This is a genomic window from Spongiimicrobium salis (assembly GCF_043678055.1).
Classification (GTDB): domain Bacteria; phylum Bacteroidota; class Bacteroidia; order Flavobacteriales; family Flavobacteriaceae; genus Spongiimicrobium; species Spongiimicrobium salis.
In genome coordinates this window covers 868,579-887,737 of sequence record NZ_JBHEQA010000002.1, presented here as the reverse complement: position 1 = coordinate 887,737, position 19,159 = coordinate 868,579, and the positions used below count along the sequence as shown (strand labels likewise).

The window sequence follows — 19,159 nt, the reverse complement described above, 5'->3', positions numbered from 1 at the left end:
GGTTTTAGAACTTCTTTAACATGATGGTCTTTATCCCCATATTTATTGAAGATTTTGGACCTATATCCCCAAACTATCTCTTAAATGCAAATCTTTATTTTTGTTTTTACCCCAATAAGCACTCTTAATACGGTTTATTTTAGTGGCCTTATTGGTGAGTATTTTGGCTTTGGGGCCAAAGCCACTCTTGTACGATTCTGTCCAACTTTCAATCGTATAGGGAAAAGCATTGGAAAAAGTGATGGATAAATTTCGGTCCAATTCCGGATAATCAATAGTATACGTACTTAGCGGCCCTCTTTCCTGAATAGAAGCAGTTGCGGTATAGGCTTTAACCTCCTTATGACGCAATCTGATGTATTCTAAAGAAGGAATCATTTTAAATTCACCCATAGGAAGACTTTTGGGGTCAATACGCAATTGATTCCACAGCTCGTTCTCTAAAACCTCTTTTTCCAGTTTGAATTGATGATCGCCCTCACTTTCGAAATAAGAAAAGGAAGCCACTTCAAATTGTTCTTTGTTGTTCAATTGTGCAAAAACTTGTCCGCACCATTCTTGTACGGAATTGGTTAGTTTAATGGCATGTTGATCATTACTCACAGGGTAAAAACTACTGGTCATAATAGAATAGGGGTAGATACCCGTAAGGAACTTTTTGGTCGTATTTAGTTTTAATACTGGAATATTGCTGGGATTGCTGCGATCGGCCTTCACTTGTTTCCCGGCAGCAAAAGGTTCCGTAACATATACCATAACGGCCTTTCCTTCCCTGATTTCGCCATAACGGGCCATTTCCAATTGATACGACGTAATTTCGGCATTGCCGGCATACCAGTATTTTTTAAAGGCTTCGGAAAGTGGTTTTTTGGGTGTTGGCTTTGCTTTAGGGGAAGAAGTATTCATTGCTACCTCCTTTACTTCCTTTGCAGGAGCTTCTCCACAAGCGGAAAGTATTGTAAAACTCAAAACAAGGGAACCTAATATTCCGATAGTGCTAAATGACCTCATAAGACGATGTTTTTATCAAAATTACCTAAAAAGCATTAACTTACCATAGCTATTAACGTTTTGTAAACCAAATTGGTGGGCAAGCCTACTACATTGCTATAGGTCCCTTGAATTTCTTCAATGCCAATTAGACCGATCCAATCTTGAATACCATAGCCACCTGCCTTATCATAAGGGCTATAGGTGTCTATATAGAACCTTATTTCTTCGTCGCTCAAGGCCTTGAATTTCACTCGGGTAGATTGATGTACTACTTTTTGCATTGTGCTCGTACTAAAACAAACAGAAGTAATTACCGCATGCCAATCATTGGATAGCGTACGGAGCATCCTATGGGCTTCCTCAGAATTCATGGGTTTGGCCAAAGAATGACCCTTATGCCATACCACGGTATCTGAAGTAATCAAGATGTCCTTATCTTTCAATTCCGCTTTAAAGGCATTGGCTTTTAAGAGGGCAAGGTAATCTGATATTTCATGCGCTTTTAGATTTGGCGGGTATATTTCATCGATAGGCTTTAATCGCACCTCAAATGGAATCCCTAGTTCTTTAAAGAATTGTTGCCTTCTCGGAGAGCCGGAAGCAAGGATTACATGATAGTGCTCTAGGATGTTTTCTAACATGGATCAATCGTTCTTAGCACTAAAATTCCCATGCCAGTCTCCCCGAACCTTCAATACTTGTTCAATAACGTCCCTAACGCAACCTTCCCCTCCGTTCTTATGGGAAACATAGTTAGCGATCGATTTCACTTCGGCTACGGCGTCTTGGGGGCAACAGGCCAAACCTACTTGCTGCATCGGTGGAATATCGGGTATATCATCGCCCATATACAATACATTTGCGGCATTGATATTCTTCTTTTCCAGATAGGTTTTCAAAGGTGTTTCTTTATGATGGGCACCCATATAAATATCCTTGACTCCCAGGCCCTCCAAACGTTTTTGAACGCCCTCATTGGTGCCTCCTGTAATGATACAAACATGATATCCTTTTTGTAATGCGGTTTTTAGGGCATATCCATCTTTCACATTCATGGTGCGCAACATATCTCCTGTAGCGGTAATCAATAAGCTGCCGTCGGTAAAAACACCGTCAACATCAAAAATAAAGGTGGTGATATCGTTAAGGTATTGTTTATAGCTTTTCTCCATAGGTTTTTTGAATTGACTGACTTAGTAGGGTATAGATGTTTTTATGCATATCATTTTCCAATAATGCCTTTTGCTTTTCCAGCGTGCCTTTGTCTTTTCGTTTGGCTGGTCCGGTTTGCACATTATAGGGGCTGAATTCTTTTATTTTTTCCGCAGTTTCCAATAATAGGGGATGTAGTATGGAAAAAGGCAATTGGTGCGTTGTACAGATTTCTTGACCAATATGGTACATATGATTGGTAAAGTTATTTACAAATACAGCCGCTAAGTGCAGGTATTTGCGTTGCGCAGAGTTAATTTCATGCACATGATCGGAAATGGCATTGGCCAATAGGGACATCTTTGCCAGATCGGACGCTTGTGTCGCCTCGATACAGATAGGAATAGTTTTAAAATTGACTTTTTGTCCTTCGCGAAACGTTTGTAGTGGATAAAAAACACCCTTTCGTTTTACATCGGATAATGCTTCCATTGGGATACTGCCCGAAGTGTGCATGACCAACCCTTGTTTTGCAATAAGATGACGTGATACGGCTGATATGGCATCGTCACTAACTACAATGATATATATATCTGCATCCTGAATCTTTTTCGGATTGGTGTTAATTGTAGTATCCTGCTTAAAGTAGGATAGTTTTTCTGTGGTACGCCCTACAACCTCAAGAACAGCAATATCGTCGCATTTCAGGAGCGCATTGAATAGGTGTTTGGCCACATTGCCTGTGCCTATAAGAACCACTTTCATCATAGCACGAAAGTACGTATTACCTAAAAATTTTTGGGTGTAGACGTCGAAGTTTTTTTGAATACTGTCCTATTTTAAATGGTAAATAGGAAATTTAGGGTTTTGGACTTTTTGAAACCCTAATGATCCAAACAGATGAAATGTCTATTTTTACAGGACCCATGATTTTCTTCCGGCCATGAATTTTATAAGAAAGGCAAACAAAGCTTAAAAGTAATGACAAAAGAAATAGAGACAAGAAAAGATGTATATCGGCTGGTCGTTATGTTTTACGGTAAAATACGGGAGGATGATCTTTTGGGGCCTATATTCAATACCCATATTAAGGATTGGGAAGCGCATTTTGAGCTATTGACAGATTTTTGGGAAAGCAATCTTTTCTTTGTAAAAAAGTATTCCGGAAATCCTCTGTTAAAGCATCAAGAGGTAGATGCTTCCGAAAACTACACCCTGGAGCAACTCCATTTTGGCAGGTGGTTAAACCTATGGTTTCAAACCATAAACGACTTGTACCATGGTGAAAAAGCCACCATAGCCAAAAATAGGGCTCGAAATATGAGTACTTTTTTTTACCTAAGCATTTTTAAAGCACGCGGGAGTTAGGAAAAAAGGACTCCCTAAAAAAAGATTTCTGGCTTAACTGCTGTCTTACAGTGAAGTAGGATTATACGACTTTGGAATATGATTGCTGCAATAGGCTAGATTGTAAATTCTTCCCTTTTTTTTATACATTCTTCCCAGCTGTTAAATGTCAAAAAAAAAGTAATCCTTTTTCTATTCCCGCGTCTAAAATTATAGCTGGCTACATATAATTGGTTTTTCTATCTCATTTCTCTTGAGATACGATATTCCCATTGATTTTACGAACTTTCAACCTAATTCAACAAATGAGATTCAACAAGATAAAAACTGTTGTTCTTGCTTTTTCGGCAGGACTATTTTTAACCCAATGCGAAAACGATTTTATAATTAATGACCCTACGATTACGATAGAGGATCCTGTGATTAATGTAGACGACCCCAATTCAGAAAATACACTAAATATTCCACCACCAATTCGGACGAATTCCGACCCTGCTTTAGTGGCACAAGGGAGGGATGTTTTTAGGACAGGAACTTTTGGGGATGAAGCATTTTGGAGCGGAGCCCTACAACTGGACAAGGCAATATTAGGAGAAGCCAATGGCGGTTTTGGTCCCGGGCTGTCTCCAAGCCTGGCATTGTCTCTAGGGGTAAAGGTAGATGCTACGGCCTTACCACAAACTGTGGTAGATGCAATTGTTGCCGGGGAAATAGATTTGGACGACCCGGCTACAACGGTAGCACTTTTAAGCTTAAATGCAGTTATAGGTGTACAAGGTACTTTTAATGATAATGGTGAACTCACGGCAGTGGGAATTTCCTGTGCGTTATGCCATTCTACAGTAGATGATTCTTTTGCGCCTGGAATAGGAAACCGATTGGACGGATGGCCTAACAGGGATATTGATGTGGGGACCATTATTGCTTCGGCAAACACCCAGCCTTTTGCAGAATTGTTAGGGGTAGACATCGCCACGGTTAATACCGTATTGACCAATTGGGGAAGAGGACGTTTTGATGGAGCTCTTTTATTGGATGGACAACCCGTGGCGGAGGATGGTTCTTTGATTCCTGCAGCTGTAATTCCTTCTATTTTTGGTCTTTCAGGGGTAAATCCGGTAAGCTATACCGGCTTTGGCAATTTTGAAGATTGGGCAAGATTTGTAGCGGTAATTGAACTGGGGGGACAAGGGAATTTTGTAGATGAACGTTTAAATGATCCCAGATTTCCTATTGCTGTTCAAACCAGCGCTTTCAATAGATCAGTTGCAGAAGACTTGGTAGATCCTGTGCTACCGGCATTACAGGCTTATATTTTATCTTTAGATCCTCCTGTGCCCAATGCCAATAGCTTTGAGGAAGCTGCGGCGATCAGAGGTCAAAACCTCTTTAATGGAAAAGCGCAATGTGCTAGCTGCCATTCGGGAGCCTTATTTGCGGATAATATCTTGCGGACCCCGGAAGAAATAGGAATTGATGCCGTTGAGGCCAACAGGTTTCCCTCTGGCATGTACAGGACTCCACCATTACGGGCACTCTTTACAAAGGCAACGGAAGGATATTTTCATGACGGACGATTTGCCGATTTAACAGAGGTCATCGATCATTACGATAATCATTTTGATTTACAATTGACCACGGAAGAAAAATCAGATCTTGAGGAATACTTAAATGCCTTATAATTTCATAGTAGTATAGGATGAAAAATCGTCAATATCCCTATGGGTATGGGCGATTTTCTTTTTAACAACTTTGTTGGATCTTTTACCATGCCCAGAATGCTGAAAATCATAAAAAGGCCGTATTTTTGTACGCTGAAAACAAACGTTGGATATGTCGATGACAGCACTTCTCAAAAAGATTTTCTTTTCTACCCGATTAATGGCCATTCTATATATTCTTTTTGCCACTGCCATGGCTTTTGGAACATTTATAGAGAGTTGGTATAGTACTGATACCGCGAGAATCTGGATCTACAATACCACCTGGTTTGAAGCCATAATGGTATTCTTTGTAATCAATTTTGCAGGCAACATTTTTAGATACCGCCTGTTGCGAAAGGAGAAATGGCCTGTTTTGGTCTTGCACCTTTCCTGGATCCTGATTATTATTGGTGCTTTTGTTACACGATATATTGGTTTTGAAGGAGTGATGCCCATTCGTGAGGGAGCTACGGAAAACATTTTTTATTCGGATAAAACGTTTCTTACCCTTTATGCCGATGGAGAAATCAATGGGAGCCCCAAACGAAAAATTTTGGAAGACGACCTTATTGTGACTTCGGAAGCTATGAAATCCAATTTGCCTTGGAAAAGTGATTTTAACGGTCAGGAATTTACGGTTTCCTATGTTGGTTTTATCAAAGGTGCTAAGGAAGGGCTTATTGAAGATCCCAACGGCAAGAGCTATCTGAAGATTGTAGAGGCAGGGGATGGAAATCGTCACGACCATTATTTGGAAGATGGGCAATTGGCCAGCATTCACAATGTGCTATTTTCATTGAACAAGGAAACTTCTGGGGCCATCAATATTTTTACAACGGACAGTACCTATCAGATCAAATCCCCTTTTGAAGGCAATTACCTGCGAATGGCCGATCAGTTTCAAGGGGAATTGGCCAAGGATAGTCTGCAGCAATTACAGTTGCGATCCCTGTATTCCACGGCAGGAATGCAATTTGTAATTCCGGAGCCATTGATTCAGGGGTCTTATGGAGTAATTCCCTTGGAAAAAGATGAAATCAATAAAAACTCCCAAGATGCCTTGATTGTAGCCATATCTTCAAACGGGGAGACGGTGGAGAAGAAGTTATTGGGCAGCAAAGGACCCGCAAATTTCTCGGATAAATTTACGGTAGGAGGATTGGATTTCACCATGAGATACGGCTCAAAGGTATATGAGCTTCCTTTTGGAATAAAGCTGAATGACTTTATTGCAGAGAAAAACCCTGGAACGGAAAATAGTTATGCCTCTTTTATGAGCAAGGTTACCGTAAATGAGGAACGCGCTTATGATTATGACATTTTTATGAATAATGTACTGGATACTAAAGGCTATCGTTTTTTTCAATCTGGTTTTGATCCGGATGAAGGAGGGACCATTCTTTCGGTGAATCACGATTGGTGGGGAACCTGGATTACCTATATTGGCTATTTTCTGCTCTATATTGGCTTAATGGGAATCATGTTCTTTGGGAAAACACGTTTTAAGGACCTCACCGTGGCTCTGGAGAAAATCAAAGCCAAACGTAGTGCCATGGTATTGCTATTATTTTTGGGCTTGACCACCCAAATGAGCGGACAGGAACATTCTGAAAATGACGGGCACGATCATACGGTAACACCTCCGACAGAAGCACAAATGGACTCCGTATTGGAAACCACGATTGTAGATAAGGCACATGCCGCTAAATTTGGGGAATTGGTTATTCAGGATGGAAGAGGACGAATGAAACCGATCAATACCTTTGCTTCTGAGCTTCTGCGAAAATTGAGCAGGAGGAATAAATTCAAGGACATGAATCCGGATCAGGTGTTTTTATCGATGATGCAAAACCCTGCGATATGGTACAATATGGAATTCATGGCCTTGGACAATAAGGGGGATAATGATAGTATACGGAAAATTATAGGTATCCCTGTAGATCAGCGTTACGTAAAGGCGGTAGATTTTTTTGATGCCAAAGGAAATTATAAACTCGCACCTTATCTAAGGGAGGCAACTTCTACGACCAATCCCAATAAATTTGAGCAGGATTTTAAGAATGCAAGTGAGCGCCTTGGATTACTTGATCAGGCCTTGAGCGGTCAAATGATCAAAATATTCCCATTGCTCAATGATGAGAATAATAAATGGATTTCGGGCATAGAATTTCGTTCCGGGAATTTCCAAGTTTCCGATTCCCTATACTCCAATTTTATTAGAAATGCCATGCCTTATTACCTTATTACTTTGAGAAAAGCTAAGGTCACCGGAGATTATACAGAGGCAGATAAATTATTGGAAGCTTTTAAAAAGAATCAGGTAAATCATGGAAGTGAGGTGCTTCCTGCAGAAAACAAGATCAAGGCTGAAGTATTTTACAACAGGGTAGATATTTTCAATAACCTCTATAAAGGGTATGCCCTAGTGGGGATTCTCATGTTTTTCTTTTTGATTTTTCAAATTTTTAAGGACCGTAAAGTATGGCGTGGAGGTATTAAAGGATTTAAAATTATCATTTGGCTTTTCTTCATTTTACATACCTTAGGTTTAATTACCCGTTGGTATATTTCCGGGCATGCACCTTGGAGTGATGCCTATGAAAGTATCCTTTACGTTTCTTGGGCTACTATGGGTATGGGCTTATTGGTCGGAAGAAAGAATGATATGACCATAGCTTCTGCAGCATTTGTGACTTCCATGTTGTTGTGGATCGCACATCAAAGTTGGGTAGATCCAGCTATTGGTAATTTGCAACCGGTTTTAGATAGTTATTGGCTAATGATTCATGTAGCGGTGATCGTGGGAAGTTATGGCCCGCTGACGGTAGGGATGATTTTGGGCGTAGTATCGTTGATTTTGATTGTTCTAACGAATACCAAGAACAAAGCAAAAATGGATGTCAACCTGAAGGAGTTGACCATCATTAATGAATTGAGTTTGACCGTTGGCCTGGTGATGTTGACCATAGGGAATTTTTTAGGGGGACAATGGGCCAATGAGAGTTGGGGGCGTTATTGGGGTTGGGATCCAAAAGAAACTTGGGCTTTAATCTCTATTATGATATACGCCTTTGTTATCCACATGCGCTTGGTTCCAGGTCTTCGAGGAAGATGGACCTTCAATTTCGCCAGTATCGTGGCTTTCGCCAGTATCATGATGACCTATTTTGGGGTTAATTTTTATTTGGCGGGCTTACATAGTTATGCCAGTGGAGCCAAGGTCATTACACCTACTTTTATATGGTATACGGTATTGGGCGTATTCATTCTTGGGGGAGTAAGTTTATGGCGTTATAGAGTCAATTATTCCAAATAAACCTCAAGTACCGTTGGGATAAGGGGCTATGCACAAAAGAGGACATGTCAGTATATCTATTTCATAACGACCAAAGGGGTAAACAAACAACAGATGAAAAATTTAAGCCCAATGAAGATAAGTATTTTTTCCTTTCTCCTTTTTTTTGCTGTTCAAACTACTGTAGCGCAAACAGTGAAAAAAGCAAAGTGGGAAAAACAAAATAAATCCATTAACGGTACTTTTGAGATCGTAAAAAAAGAGAGTGGTACTTATATTGTTCTGAGTGACGATTTTAAAACTAAAAGTGCACCGGATCTAAAAATCTTTTTATCCAAGAAATCCCTGTCTACGATAACAGGAAAGAATGCCACAAAGGATGCTGTTTTGGTTTCAAAATTGAAAAACGCAAAAGGAGGACAATCCTATAAACTGTCGGGTTCCGTAAAACTAAGCGAATATAAAAGTATTATTATTCACTGTGAAGAATACGGTATTTTTTGGGGTGGGAGTAGTCTCTAAACCTCAAAAGACTTCCGCTATAAATGCACCTGAATCCTATATAAAAAGGGATGGGGTGCATTTTTTATTTGAGATAGGGACGATTTAAAATTTTAAGATATTTTGAGCCCATGTTTTGGAATTTTTGAAAAAAAATGCATCTTTGCAGCATTATGAAGTAAACGAATTATGTTTTTTATAGCTGTCATCACGGAGATTGCCGGATAAGAATCAACACACTTGGTTGATTCGATGACATAGCTTTATATTCTTTTTTTAACATAATTTGACCATAATGACACATCACAATAAACTTACATTTAAAAAAATCGGCAATTCTTTTATTGACGCGGTTACCGGTAAACAAACAAATTTTACGGAAGGAAGCATACGGAAAGCCATTTTTATGCTCTCCATTCCCATGATTTTGGAAATGCTCATGGAATCTATTTTCGCATTGGTAGATATTGCCTATGTATCCCAGGTGAGCGTAAATGCCGTAGCCACTATTGGATTAACAGAATCCGTAATCACGTTGGTATATGCAGTGGCCATAGGCTTAAGTATGGCTGCCACGGCTATAGTGGCCCGAAGAATAGGGGAGAAAGATGTGCAAGGAGCGCAAAAAGCAGCCGTTCAGGCAATCCTTTTAGGGGTTGTCATTGCACTATTGGTGGGAGCTATTGGCTTCTTCTTTTCAAAAGAGATTCTGGCCCTAATGGGAGCGAAGCAAGATTTGATCGAGGAAGGCCATGGATATACGCAATTATTGATCGGCGGAAATATCACTATTCTCATGTTATTCTTGATCAATGCCATATTTAGGGGAGCCGGGAATGCTTCCGTGGCCATGTGGACCTTAGTACTTTCCAATGGCTTAAATATTATTTTAGACCCCATATTCATCTTTGGATGGGGGCCTGTACCAGAATTTGGTGTGGTAGGAGCTGCCATAGCCACCAATATTGGTAGAGGAACGGCAGTGCTGTTTCAACTTGGGATATTATTTTTTGGATGGAGTGTAATCAAAATCAAGGTAAAGGATATTATCATTGATATAAAGATCATGCTGAACCTTATAAAGGTCTCCCTTGGGGGTATTGCCCAATTTCTTATTGGTACTTCTAGCTGGGTATTTTTAATGCGTATCATGTCGGAATTTGGGAGTGAGGTCCTGGCGGGCTATACCATTGCCATTCGCGTAATCTTGTTCACTTTAATGCCTGCATGGGGTATGAGCAATGCAGCTGCCACTTTAGTAGGACAAAATTTAGGAGCCAAACAACCGGACCGGGCCGAAATATCGGTTTGGAAAACCGGAAGATATAATGCCTACTTTATGGTATTGGTCTCTATAATTTATTTGGTTTTTGCGCCTCAAATTATTGGTCTGTTCAATGCGGCTCCGGTGGTTATTGAAAATGGCTCCCTTTGTTTGCGAATTATTGCTGCGGGTTATGTTTTCTATGCGTATGGCATGGTGGTCATCCAGTCATTTAATGGTGCAGGGGATACAAAAACACCCACACGAATTAATTTTGTGGTATTTTGGATATTTCAGTTACCCTTTGCGTATTTGGCCGCAATCTCCTTTAAACTGGGAGCACAAGGAGTGTATTTAGCCATTACAATAGCACAAGTACTCTCTGCAGTCATCGCTATAATTTGGTTCAAAAAAGGACATTGGAAAAAAACACTGGTATAAGTGAATTTCGTAACTTTGGAATAGTTTGAAAAAACAGTTCTCTCCACTGTTTTAACCTTAAAAAATAGCGATAATGAATCAAAAAAATAAAGGTCTAAATACCATTTGCACCCATTATGGTGAGCTAAAAGATAAAGAATTTAAAGGAGCGGTCTCTCCCTTGTATATGAGCACTTCCTACGCCTTTGAGGATGTAGATGTCAAACGATATCCACGTTATTTTAACACGCCAAATCAAGTGGGACTTTCTAAGAAAATAGCGGCTTTGGAGCACGCAGAGGCCGCTATGATATTTGGGAGTGGCATGGCTGCGGTGAGTACGGCTTTAATGGCTTTCCTGAGGGCAGGGGATCATGTGGTATTACAGAAGACTTTATATGGAGGAACGTATAATCTGGTCACTGAGGAATTTGAGAAATTTGGAATAGCCTATGATTTTACCGATGGTCTGGAAGCGGCAGATTTTGAAGCAAAATTAAAGGAAAATACAAAAGTGATCTATATAGAAACTCCGTCGAATCCCTTATTGACCATAACCGATTTAAAAGCAGTTGCGCGAATAGCGAAATCCCGTGGTATGGTGTCCATGATCGATAATACCTTTGCGAGCCCCGTAAATCAGAACCCTATAGATTTTGGAATTGATGTGGTGATTCACAGTGCGACAAAGTATATGGGGGGACATTCCGATATTTGTGCAGGAGCCGTAGCTTCTTCTTCTGAAAATATGGAACGTATCTTTAACTTGGCCAAAAATTTTGGAGGTAGCTTGAGCGACTATACCGTATGGCTTTTGGAGAGAAGTATTAAAACTATGGGGATACGGGTGAGGGCCCAGAATGAAAATGCGATGAAAATGGCAACTTACTTAGATGCCCATGAAGATATTCAAAGAGTGTATTATCCAGGGTTGACTTCACATCCCGATCATGAATTGGCAAAAAGTCAAATGAAAGGGTTTGGAGGAATGCTTTCTTTTGAACTGAATGAAGTATTGGATAGTAGTGTGTTTCAAAAATCCCTACAATTAATAAAAGCATCGATGAGCCTTGCAGGAGTAGAGAGTACTTTGTTATCTCCAACGCAAACGTCACATGCCTTGTTAAGCGCTGAAGAAAGGGAGCGACAGGGTATAGCAGATGGCTTAATACGATTCTCTGTGGGAATTGAAGAAACCGAAGATTTGATCGCTGATATTGAACAGGCCTTACATAAAGTAAGGTCTATGGCTAGCACTACGACTCTATAGTAAGTTTAAGAAGAAAGAATACATGAAACTAGACATATTAGTATTTGGGGCCCATCCAGATGATCAAGAATTAGGGGCAGGGGGAACGATTGCCAAAGAAGTTGCCAATGGCAAGAAAGTAGGTATTATTGATCTTACCAGGGGAGAATTGGGAACCAGGGGCTCTGCCGAAATACGAGATCAGGAAGCAGCGGAGGCCGCGAGGATCCTAGGGGTGGCAGTTCGGGAAAATTTAGGTTTTGCTGACGGATTTTTTACCAATGATAAGGCGCATCAGCTTGAAGTGATTAAAATGGTGCGCAAATACAAACCAGAAATCGTATTGTGCAATGCTATTGATGATCGTCATATTGATCACGGAAAAGGCAGTCAATTGGTTTCTGATGCCTGTTTCCTGAGTGGTTTGAAAAAAGTAGAAACCGAAGATCAAGAAGCTTGGCGTCCAAAACAAGTATACCATTACATTCAATGGAAAAACCTGGAACCCGATTTTGTAGTGGATGTCACTGGCTTTATCGAGAAAAAAACGGAAGCCATATTAGCCTATAAATCCCAGTTTTACGATCCAAATAGCAAAGAACCCAGTACACCTATAAGCGATAAGAATTTTGTAAATAGCATTGTATTTAGAGCCAATGATATGGGAAGACTTATCGGTGTGGAACACGCGGAAGGCTTTACGGTAGAGCGTTATGTAGGCGTTAAGAGTTTGGGCGATTTAATTTAGGCAATTTTTTTATAACTCTTTGTAACTTTGGCCTTGGGGAGCGTAAAGTAGAACGTACTGCCCTGGTGTTGTATACTTTCTACCCAGATGGTCCCCTTGTTTTTTTCCACCATTTCCTTACAGAGCGATAGCCCTAAACCGGTTCCTTTTTCATTATTGGTACCATAGGTACTTAAGTTGACATTCTTTTGGAACAATTTGGATGTTGTGTCTCTATCCATGCCAATACCGGTATCCTTTATTGAAATTTCCCAATGTTTATTACAATCCAAAGCGTCTACGGTGACACTACCTCCTTCAGGGGTAAATTTTATGGCATTACTGATTAAATTACGGACAACAATATCAATTTGATCTGCATCGGACCAGGTAAGTGTATTTTCCAAAAGGTTGTTTACAATGGTTATGGACTTGTTTTTGGCCACTTCCGAAAGTAAGTTGGTATTGTTCTCCACAAGACTTTTCAGGGCAACGACGGAAGGTTTGGTCACCGCTCCCTTCATTTGGGTTTGTCCCCAGGAAAGCAAATTGTTCAATGTAAAGGAAATGTATTCTACATCGTGCTTTAATTTTGGAATGAATTCCATGAATTCTTTTTTCCCTATTTCACTTTTATTAAAAAGACTGAGCAGCCCTTTCAAGGCCCCAATAGGGCCACGTAGGTCATGACCAATGATGGAAAATAATTTATTTTTTACCTCATTGATTTCCTTAAGTTCGGTTTTTCTTTTCTCAAGGGCTTGCTTTTGAAGATTGAGCTCCGTATTCAGGCGTTTTTGTACATTTCTTCCCCGCCTTGTAATAAAAATGATTACTGTTAAAATCATTAAGACCACTATGGCCGAATAAATGTAGGCTCGTTGTTTTGCCAAGACTTTATTATTGTCCGCAATGTATTCCTGTTGCCTTTGATCGAAGTCTATTTGCGCTTGTAGTAGGTCTAAACTTTTCTTGTTGTCGTCCTCATTGAGTTCATCGGATAATTCCTGAAAAACCTCGTGATATGCTAGGGCTTGAGTATGATTTCCTTTCTTCTTATATATTTTATATAGAATTTTGGCACTCATTTTTTGCCCCTCTATCAATTTTACTTTTTGGGAGAGGACATTGGCATCCATGGCATATTGAAGCGAAAGATCATCTTTTTCCAAACCGTAATAGGCCTCTGCCATGCCATTCAATAAATCCACCTTGGCTTTTTTATCGTCCAGGTTATTGTGCAATAGACTACATTGGTTATACCAATACAAGGCCCACTTATATTTTCCTTGTTTTAGATAAATTTTTCCTTTTACCTCGTAGGCATAGGCGAGCCAATCGAATATCTCATAATTTTCAAATATGGTGATACTCTTATTGATATTGATAATGGCTTCTTTGTAGTTTCCCGTATCTGCATAAACGGAGGCAATATTACTCATGGCTTCCGCAATACCGGGATCTCGATCAAGCCCTACGGATATCACCTTCCCCTTTTCGTAATAGGTCAGGGCCCTTGTATAATCTTTTTCCGATCGATATAATTCGGCAATATTTCCATAATTCACCGATAACATCACAGAATCATTGAGTTTTTTGGCAATTTCTATGCTTTCCAGATGTGTTTTTAAGGCTCTGGTATAATCCCCAATTTCAGCATATTCAATGGAAAGTCCGTTCCTTATGATCAACGAGAAAGATGAAGGACCTTTGTTTTCTGCAATTTGAAGGGATTTATTGTAATAATTGATTGCCTTTTCATGACCGCCTTCTCCAGAATAATAAGAAGCAAAACCGAATAAGGATCGCGCTTCACCTTGTTTGAAAGAAGCTGCTTTACTGTATTTTAATGCTTTCTTAGCATATAACATTAAACTGTCATTGTTATAAAAACGAAATTGAAGGGAGAGATCGTTTAAGGCGTTGATGTATACCGTATCCGTAGTAGAAAAATCTTTGCGGGCTTCCAATTTACGAACCAAAGACCGCAAATCCTCTTCCTCGTTTTCTTGTGCTTGAACACTGCCCAGAAAAAAATAAACCGGTATTAAAAGGAAAAATAACCCCTTAATACGGCAGCAGAAAAAATTATTACAGGTTATGTTCAATGACATTGGGCGACAATCATTATTTCATAAAAATATAGCGAACGTAAAGCTATTTCTAATTTATGTTGTGAAATAGGTTTTTATGTATGTTTACTCTTACAATATATGCATTTCATCGATATTTTATGCATTTAATGGATGATTTTAGCATTTTTAACGGATTTTCGCAGAAAATAGGAAAAAGATAATAATGTTTAAAAATAGCAACTTTTATTTTGACAGATTAGGGAAAAAAATTACCTTTGCCACCGCTTGCAAATGGTGGTTGTAGCTCAGCTGGTTAGAGCGCTAGATTGTGGTTCTAGAGGTCGCCGGTTCGAAACCGGTCTTCCACCCTTAACTTGACGAAAAGTCCCTTCTTAATGTGGGGACTTTTTTTATTCCCATACTATTGTGGTTTAGAAGTTTATCTAAAATAGATCCCAGTCTAATGATATAACCCTCTTGCCACGGAAATATAAAATAAAAAAGCCATCAGTATGAACACCGATGGCTTTTTGTATAAAATATAAGAATTACTTATTCTGTAGCCTTATCTACTACAAGGCGTTTTTCTCTATTCGCAACTTCCCAGGCCGTATGGAAAACCAAACGGGCCCTGTTTTCCAATAGATCATAATTGATTTTGTCAGGAGTATCGGTTACCCTATGGTAATCGTCATGAGTACCATTAAAATAAAATATAATCGGAATATTGTTTTTTGCAAAATTGTAATGATCACTTCTATAGTAAAAACGATTAGGGTCGTTCTCATCATTATAGGTATAGTCCAATTCAATATTGCCGTATTTTTTATTGACTTCTTCGGAAAGTTCATGTAATTCCGTGCTCAATTTGTCGGAACCGATCAAATACACATAGTTACGATCTCCCTCACGCTTGGGATCGATGCGCCCAATCATATCAATATTCAAATTGGCTACGGTATTCTTTAAAGGAAAAATAGGAGAAATATCCGTGTAGTATCGCGAGCCTAAAAGTCCTTTTTCCTCCCCGGTAACATGTAGGAATACCACCGATCTTTTGGGGCCGTGACCCGCATCAGCTGCTTTTTTAAAGGCCTCAGCGATTTCCAAAAGAGCTACAGATCCCGAACCATCGTCATCGGCGCCATTATTGATCTGTCCATCGGCACTGATACCAATATGATCCAAATGCGAAGAAATAATAAGGTATTCTTCTGGTTTTTCGCTACCCCTTAAAATAGCAGCCACGTTTTCTGAATTTACTTGTTCGTTGGAACTTTCAATCTCTAATTGCAGTGAAGCCGTTACTACTTTGGGTGCGTGGTCCGTTTCAATATCCTTGAACAAGGTACTCGCCATTTTTGAGTTGATATAAAAACCAAAAAACTCTTCATTGCTAGTATCTTTTAATCCCATACGCCCGCTATCATTTTTCTTCATGAAATCAAAACGTCTTTTAAAGCGACTAAAATTGGCACTGTCATAATAAAATGCCCCTTTAGCTCCTTTTTCAGCCGCTAACTCCATACGTTTTCCTATAGCTTCATTGGCATTGCTCCAAACCGATTTTTCAGAAGTTCCGGATACGGCATAAGTGCCATCTGCGTTCATAGGTTCCCCTGCCTTGAATAGTACTAATTTTCCTTTAACATCCAATCCTTTATAATCAGAATAATCCCCGTCTTCAATACCATAACCCACATAGACAACATCCGCATAGTTTCCATTGGCTTTGGAAAAAGTTAGGAAGTCTTCTCCCATGGGATAATCCGTTCCATTAATACTAATGTCCCCTACAGGGAGTTTATTAATTTCTAAGGGAACATTCTGAAAATAATTTCCATTGGTCTGCGCTGCCTTAATTCCTAGGCTTTCATAATGTGCTTTTAAGTAATTTACAGCTTTCTTCTGTCCCGGCTCCCCGGTTTCCCTTCCTTCAAATTCATCAGAAGCGTAAGTGTACAAATGCTCTTTCAATTCTGCCTCTGTAATGGTATTGGCATACATCGTTGATTCTACTGCCGTTTTTACAGATTCGGGCGCAGTAGTGGCCGTTTTTTTTGTGGGATTACAGGCCATGGAAAATCCAAGGACTACCCAGATTAAATTTTTCATTATCTTATGATTATCGTATTCAAAATTTCCCAAAAATAAGGAAAAGAAAGGGAATGCGGGAGAAGATACTGCAGAAATCTATCCCAAAAGAAAACGTCCTGCATATGGGCAGGACGTCTAACATAGTTATGGTATCTTATTAGTCGTTCGAAAGGATACTCAAAATATACCAGAAAAGTAACATTAACGAGGCAAACAAGCCTAAAGAGGCGGCCACATGCTGATCTTGTTGATACTTATGAATCATATTGGATGTCTGATACAAAATGGATCCAGAGGCCAGAACAATCATGCCGGCACTAAACCATAGCCCCATATTAAATCCGAATATTGTTCCAGCAATAATAAGACCAATAGCAATGAAAAACCCAATGGTCAGTGCCGATTTCAAGAATGAAAAATCTTTCTTAGTGATGAATACAATAGCCGAAAGTCCAGTAAATAGGGACAAAGTAAGTATGGCGGCCTGATTGAGAATATTGAAGGTTCCATTTTCGGAAACCGTCATGGCAATAAATATTAAGGGGATAAATATAAAAGCCTCCGCAATTACATATAGGAGTAATCCAATATAATGCTTGGTAGTATCATGACTTTTCAAGGCTAAGTTCTCTGCATAGTTGGTCACCAACATAAATCCGCCCAATAATAATAACCAACTGTAACCGCCAATCAGGGATAAGGCAAAGTTCACAACGGCCGGAATCTGAAAAAATATAGTTTCTACTAGGATAAAGAGCAGTACGGCGCCGGCTAAATGTGTATAGGTCTTTTTATAGAAGGCAACGCGATCTTCATTCGCAAGTTGACTGACCATTTGAAACTCTGGGTTAGGGTGATTTTCCATAAAATTGAAGTTGTTTTGTGTATTGGTTTTATAGTTACGAATAACGATATTTTACTATTAAATCTGATGCAATTCGGTTAAAGTGATCAATTTAATCGTTATATCACGTAGTATACCATAAACTGGCGTTTATTTTCGTATAGTTGAGAGGATATTAACATTATTTTTTCTCTAATACGACAATAAAGCGACTATATTTAGGCTGCTCTAAGCTATATTACTAACCTTAAATTGAAAAAATGTCTCGCACCAATACTCCGCTAATGCTCCTTTTAATGCTGTTATATGCCTTTTCTATGAAGGCTCAAGAAGCAAAAATTGAATATATTGCACATGCTTCTTTCCTTATAGAATCCGATCAGGGAACAAAGGTGCTTTTAGATCCCTATCATAGCTACAATCAAATGGGGTATACCTTTCCGGATAATGTCACAACAGATTTTGTGTTGATTACACACCCCCATTTTGATCATGATGCCAGTAAATATTTAGGTGAGCATACGCCCGTGTTTCGAGAAGCGGGAACCTACCAGTTTAAGGATATTCAATTTAAAGGTATTCCTAGCAATCATGCTGGAGCTGAACGGATGAAGGATTCTGGAAATCAGTTGTACAATATCATATGGGTAGTAACGGTGGGAACTACCAAAATTGCCCACCTTGGGGATAATGAAGTATTGACTCCAGCAGAAGTGGCGCTTTTGGATGGAGTGGATTATATTATAGGGCCGGCCAATGATGCCTATTACGAACTTTTTAAAAAAGCAACCTATATTCCCAATCACTATTTGCTTCCTGAAATTACGAAGCATACCAATTGGATGAAACCGGTAGATGATTGGCTCCAGGATAAAAAGGAGGTAAAGCGTTTGGATAGCAATACCCTGGAATTGGGAGGTAAAGGGGTAAAATCTGGAATTCTGGTATTTCAACCTTCTAAGGATGTCAAAGAATGGTCTCGGGAATACTATGAAGCACTAGCATTGCTCAATGAGGGTTTTGCGGCTTATCGCGCATCTAAAAAACCGGAAGATGGGCTTCCCGCTATGGAAAAACTAATTATCTCGGCTCCTCATGTGGTAGATGGCTATTTGTATAAAGCTAGCTTCTTATTCCCTTCAAAAGATTTTAGTGGAGTTATTGAGACTTTGGAAAAAGGATTCGCCAATGTACCGGATATGGATTGGGGTACGGAAGCGCGGATGCATGGAATGTTGGCCGATGCTTATATGGAGACCGATCAAAAAAAACGGGCCTATAAACATTATTTATGGATTGTTCGCCATGATCATATGGCCAATACGAAAACCATACAAACGGCAAAAACCTTTATTGCCAAACATTTTCCTAAAGGATTATAAGCAGAATAGAGTCGGGATCGATGATACCTTAATTTTTTATCCCATTTTATGCATTATATGAGATTCTATGCCGCTTTTGTTTGATATTTCATTTATTCTCTTATTTTTAC

The 19,159-nt window shown here is 39.4% G+C and carries 15 protein-coding genes and 1 tRNA gene; 9 read left to right on the top strand and 7 right to left on the bottom strand.

Going from position 1 to position 19,159, the window contains the following annotated elements; translation table 11 throughout:
- Nucleotides 1-60 precede the first annotated feature (60 nt).
- The 4 genes from ACEXOE_RS13190 to ACEXOE_RS13175 are packed head-to-tail and all read right to left on the bottom strand — an operon-like array spanning nucleotide 61 to nucleotide 2,913.
- Nucleotides 61-1,011 carry a septum formation inhibitor Maf gene (locus tag ACEXOE_RS13190; RefSeq protein WP_394749276.1) on the bottom strand — a complete coding sequence of 317 codons (951 nt, stop codon included), beginning with the start codon at nucleotides 1,009-1,011 and terminating at the stop codon, nucleotides 61-63.
- 35 nt (nucleotides 1,012-1,046) lie between these two features.
- On the bottom strand, nucleotides 1,047-1,634 hold the full coding sequence (locus tag ACEXOE_RS13185; RefSeq protein ID WP_394749275.1) for a Maf family nucleotide pyrophosphatase: 588 nt from the start codon (nucleotides 1,632-1,634) through the stop codon (nucleotides 1,047-1,049).
- Between the two features lie 3 nt (nucleotides 1,635-1,637).
- Nucleotides 1,638-2,165: a KdsC family phosphatase gene (locus ACEXOE_RS13180; protein WP_394749274.1), complete on the bottom strand. Its 528-nt coding sequence runs from the start codon at nucleotides 2,163-2,165 to the stop codon at nucleotides 1,638-1,640.
- Complete coding sequence (locus ACEXOE_RS13175; protein WP_394749273.1) at nucleotides 2,149-2,913, bottom strand: Rossmann-like and DUF2520 domain-containing protein; 765 nt, start codon at nucleotides 2,911-2,913, stop codon at nucleotides 2,149-2,151. The genes ACEXOE_RS13180 and ACEXOE_RS13175 overlap by 17 nt, the downstream gene beginning before the upstream one ends.
- A 213-nt stretch (nucleotides 2,914-3,126) precedes the next feature.
- On the opposite strand from ACEXOE_RS13175, the gene ACEXOE_RS13170 reads away from it, so the two are divergent.
- From ACEXOE_RS13170 to bshB1, 7 genes are all read left to right on the top strand, one after another.
- Nucleotides 3,127-3,513 (top strand): group III truncated hemoglobin, encoded by a 387-nt coding sequence (locus tag ACEXOE_RS13170; protein ID WP_394749272.1) that lies wholly within the window; start codon nucleotides 3,127-3,129, stop codon nucleotides 3,511-3,513.
- Between the two features lie 284 nt (nucleotides 3,514-3,797).
- The gene (locus ACEXOE_RS13165; protein ID WP_394749271.1) at nucleotides 3,798-5,174 is read left to right on the top strand and encodes a hypothetical protein; all 1,377 of its coding nucleotides are present in this window, start codon (nucleotides 3,798-3,800) and stop codon (nucleotides 5,172-5,174) included.
- Nucleotides 5,175-5,331: 157 nt separating this feature from the next.
- Nucleotides 5,332-8,511, top strand: a complete 3,180-nt coding sequence (ccsA, locus tag ACEXOE_RS13160; RefSeq protein WP_394749632.1) for a cytochrome c biogenesis protein — start codon at nucleotides 5,332-5,334, stop codon at nucleotides 8,509-8,511.
- Nucleotides 8,512-8,604: 93 nt separating this feature from the next.
- Complete coding sequence (locus tag ACEXOE_RS13155; protein ID WP_394749270.1) at nucleotides 8,605-9,012, top strand: DM13 domain-containing protein; 408 nt, start codon at nucleotides 8,605-8,607, stop codon at nucleotides 9,010-9,012.
- Nucleotides 9,013-9,286: 274 nt separating this feature from the next.
- A complete protein-coding gene (locus tag ACEXOE_RS13150; protein ID WP_394749269.1) occupies nucleotides 9,287-10,696 on the top strand; it encodes an MATE family efflux transporter in 1,410 nt (469 codons plus the stop codon).
- 73 nt (nucleotides 10,697-10,769) lie between these two features.
- Nucleotides 10,770-11,945 carry a trans-sulfuration enzyme family protein gene (locus ACEXOE_RS13145; RefSeq protein WP_394749268.1) on the top strand — a complete coding sequence of 392 codons (1,176 nt, stop codon included), beginning with the start codon at nucleotides 10,770-10,772 and terminating at the stop codon, nucleotides 11,943-11,945.
- 22 nt (nucleotides 11,946-11,967) lie between these two features.
- Nucleotides 11,968-12,672 carry a bacillithiol biosynthesis deacetylase BshB1 gene (bshB1, locus tag ACEXOE_RS13140; RefSeq protein ID WP_394749267.1) on the top strand — a complete coding sequence of 235 codons (705 nt, stop codon included), beginning with the start codon at nucleotides 11,968-11,970 and terminating at the stop codon, nucleotides 12,670-12,672.
- Here the strand turns inward: bshB1 and ACEXOE_RS13135 are convergent.
- Nucleotides 12,669-14,765 (bottom strand): tetratricopeptide repeat-containing sensor histidine kinase, encoded by a 2,097-nt coding sequence (locus ACEXOE_RS13135; RefSeq protein WP_394749266.1) that lies wholly within the window; start codon nucleotides 14,763-14,765, stop codon nucleotides 12,669-12,671. The genes bshB1 and ACEXOE_RS13135 overlap by 4 nt on opposite strands.
- Before the next feature lie 254 nt (nucleotides 14,766-15,019).
- Here ACEXOE_RS13135 and ACEXOE_RS13130 point away from each other — a divergent pair.
- Nucleotides 15,020-15,095 (top strand) — tRNA-His (locus tag ACEXOE_RS13130).
- Nucleotides 15,096-15,278: 183 nt separating this feature from the next.
- Here ACEXOE_RS13130 and ACEXOE_RS13125 read toward each other — a convergent pair.
- Both ACEXOE_RS13125 and ACEXOE_RS13120 read right to left on the bottom strand, forming a co-directional pair.
- Nucleotides 15,279-16,841, bottom strand: a complete 1,563-nt coding sequence (locus ACEXOE_RS13125) for a M28 family peptidase (RefSeq protein WP_394749265.1) — start codon at nucleotides 16,839-16,841, stop codon at nucleotides 15,279-15,281.
- A 139-nt stretch (nucleotides 16,842-16,980) separates the two neighbouring features.
- Nucleotides 16,981-17,688 (bottom strand): Bax inhibitor-1/YccA family protein, encoded by a 708-nt coding sequence (locus ACEXOE_RS13120; protein WP_394749264.1) that lies wholly within the window; start codon nucleotides 17,686-17,688, stop codon nucleotides 16,981-16,983.
- Nucleotides 17,689-17,927: 239 nt separating this feature from the next.
- Between ACEXOE_RS13120 and ACEXOE_RS13115 the strand changes: the two genes are divergently transcribed.
- Nucleotides 17,928-19,049: an MBL fold metallo-hydrolase gene (locus ACEXOE_RS13115; protein WP_394749263.1), complete on the top strand. Its 1,122-nt coding sequence runs from the start codon at nucleotides 17,928-17,930 to the stop codon at nucleotides 19,047-19,049.
- Nucleotides 19,050-19,159: the final 110 nt, after the last annotated feature.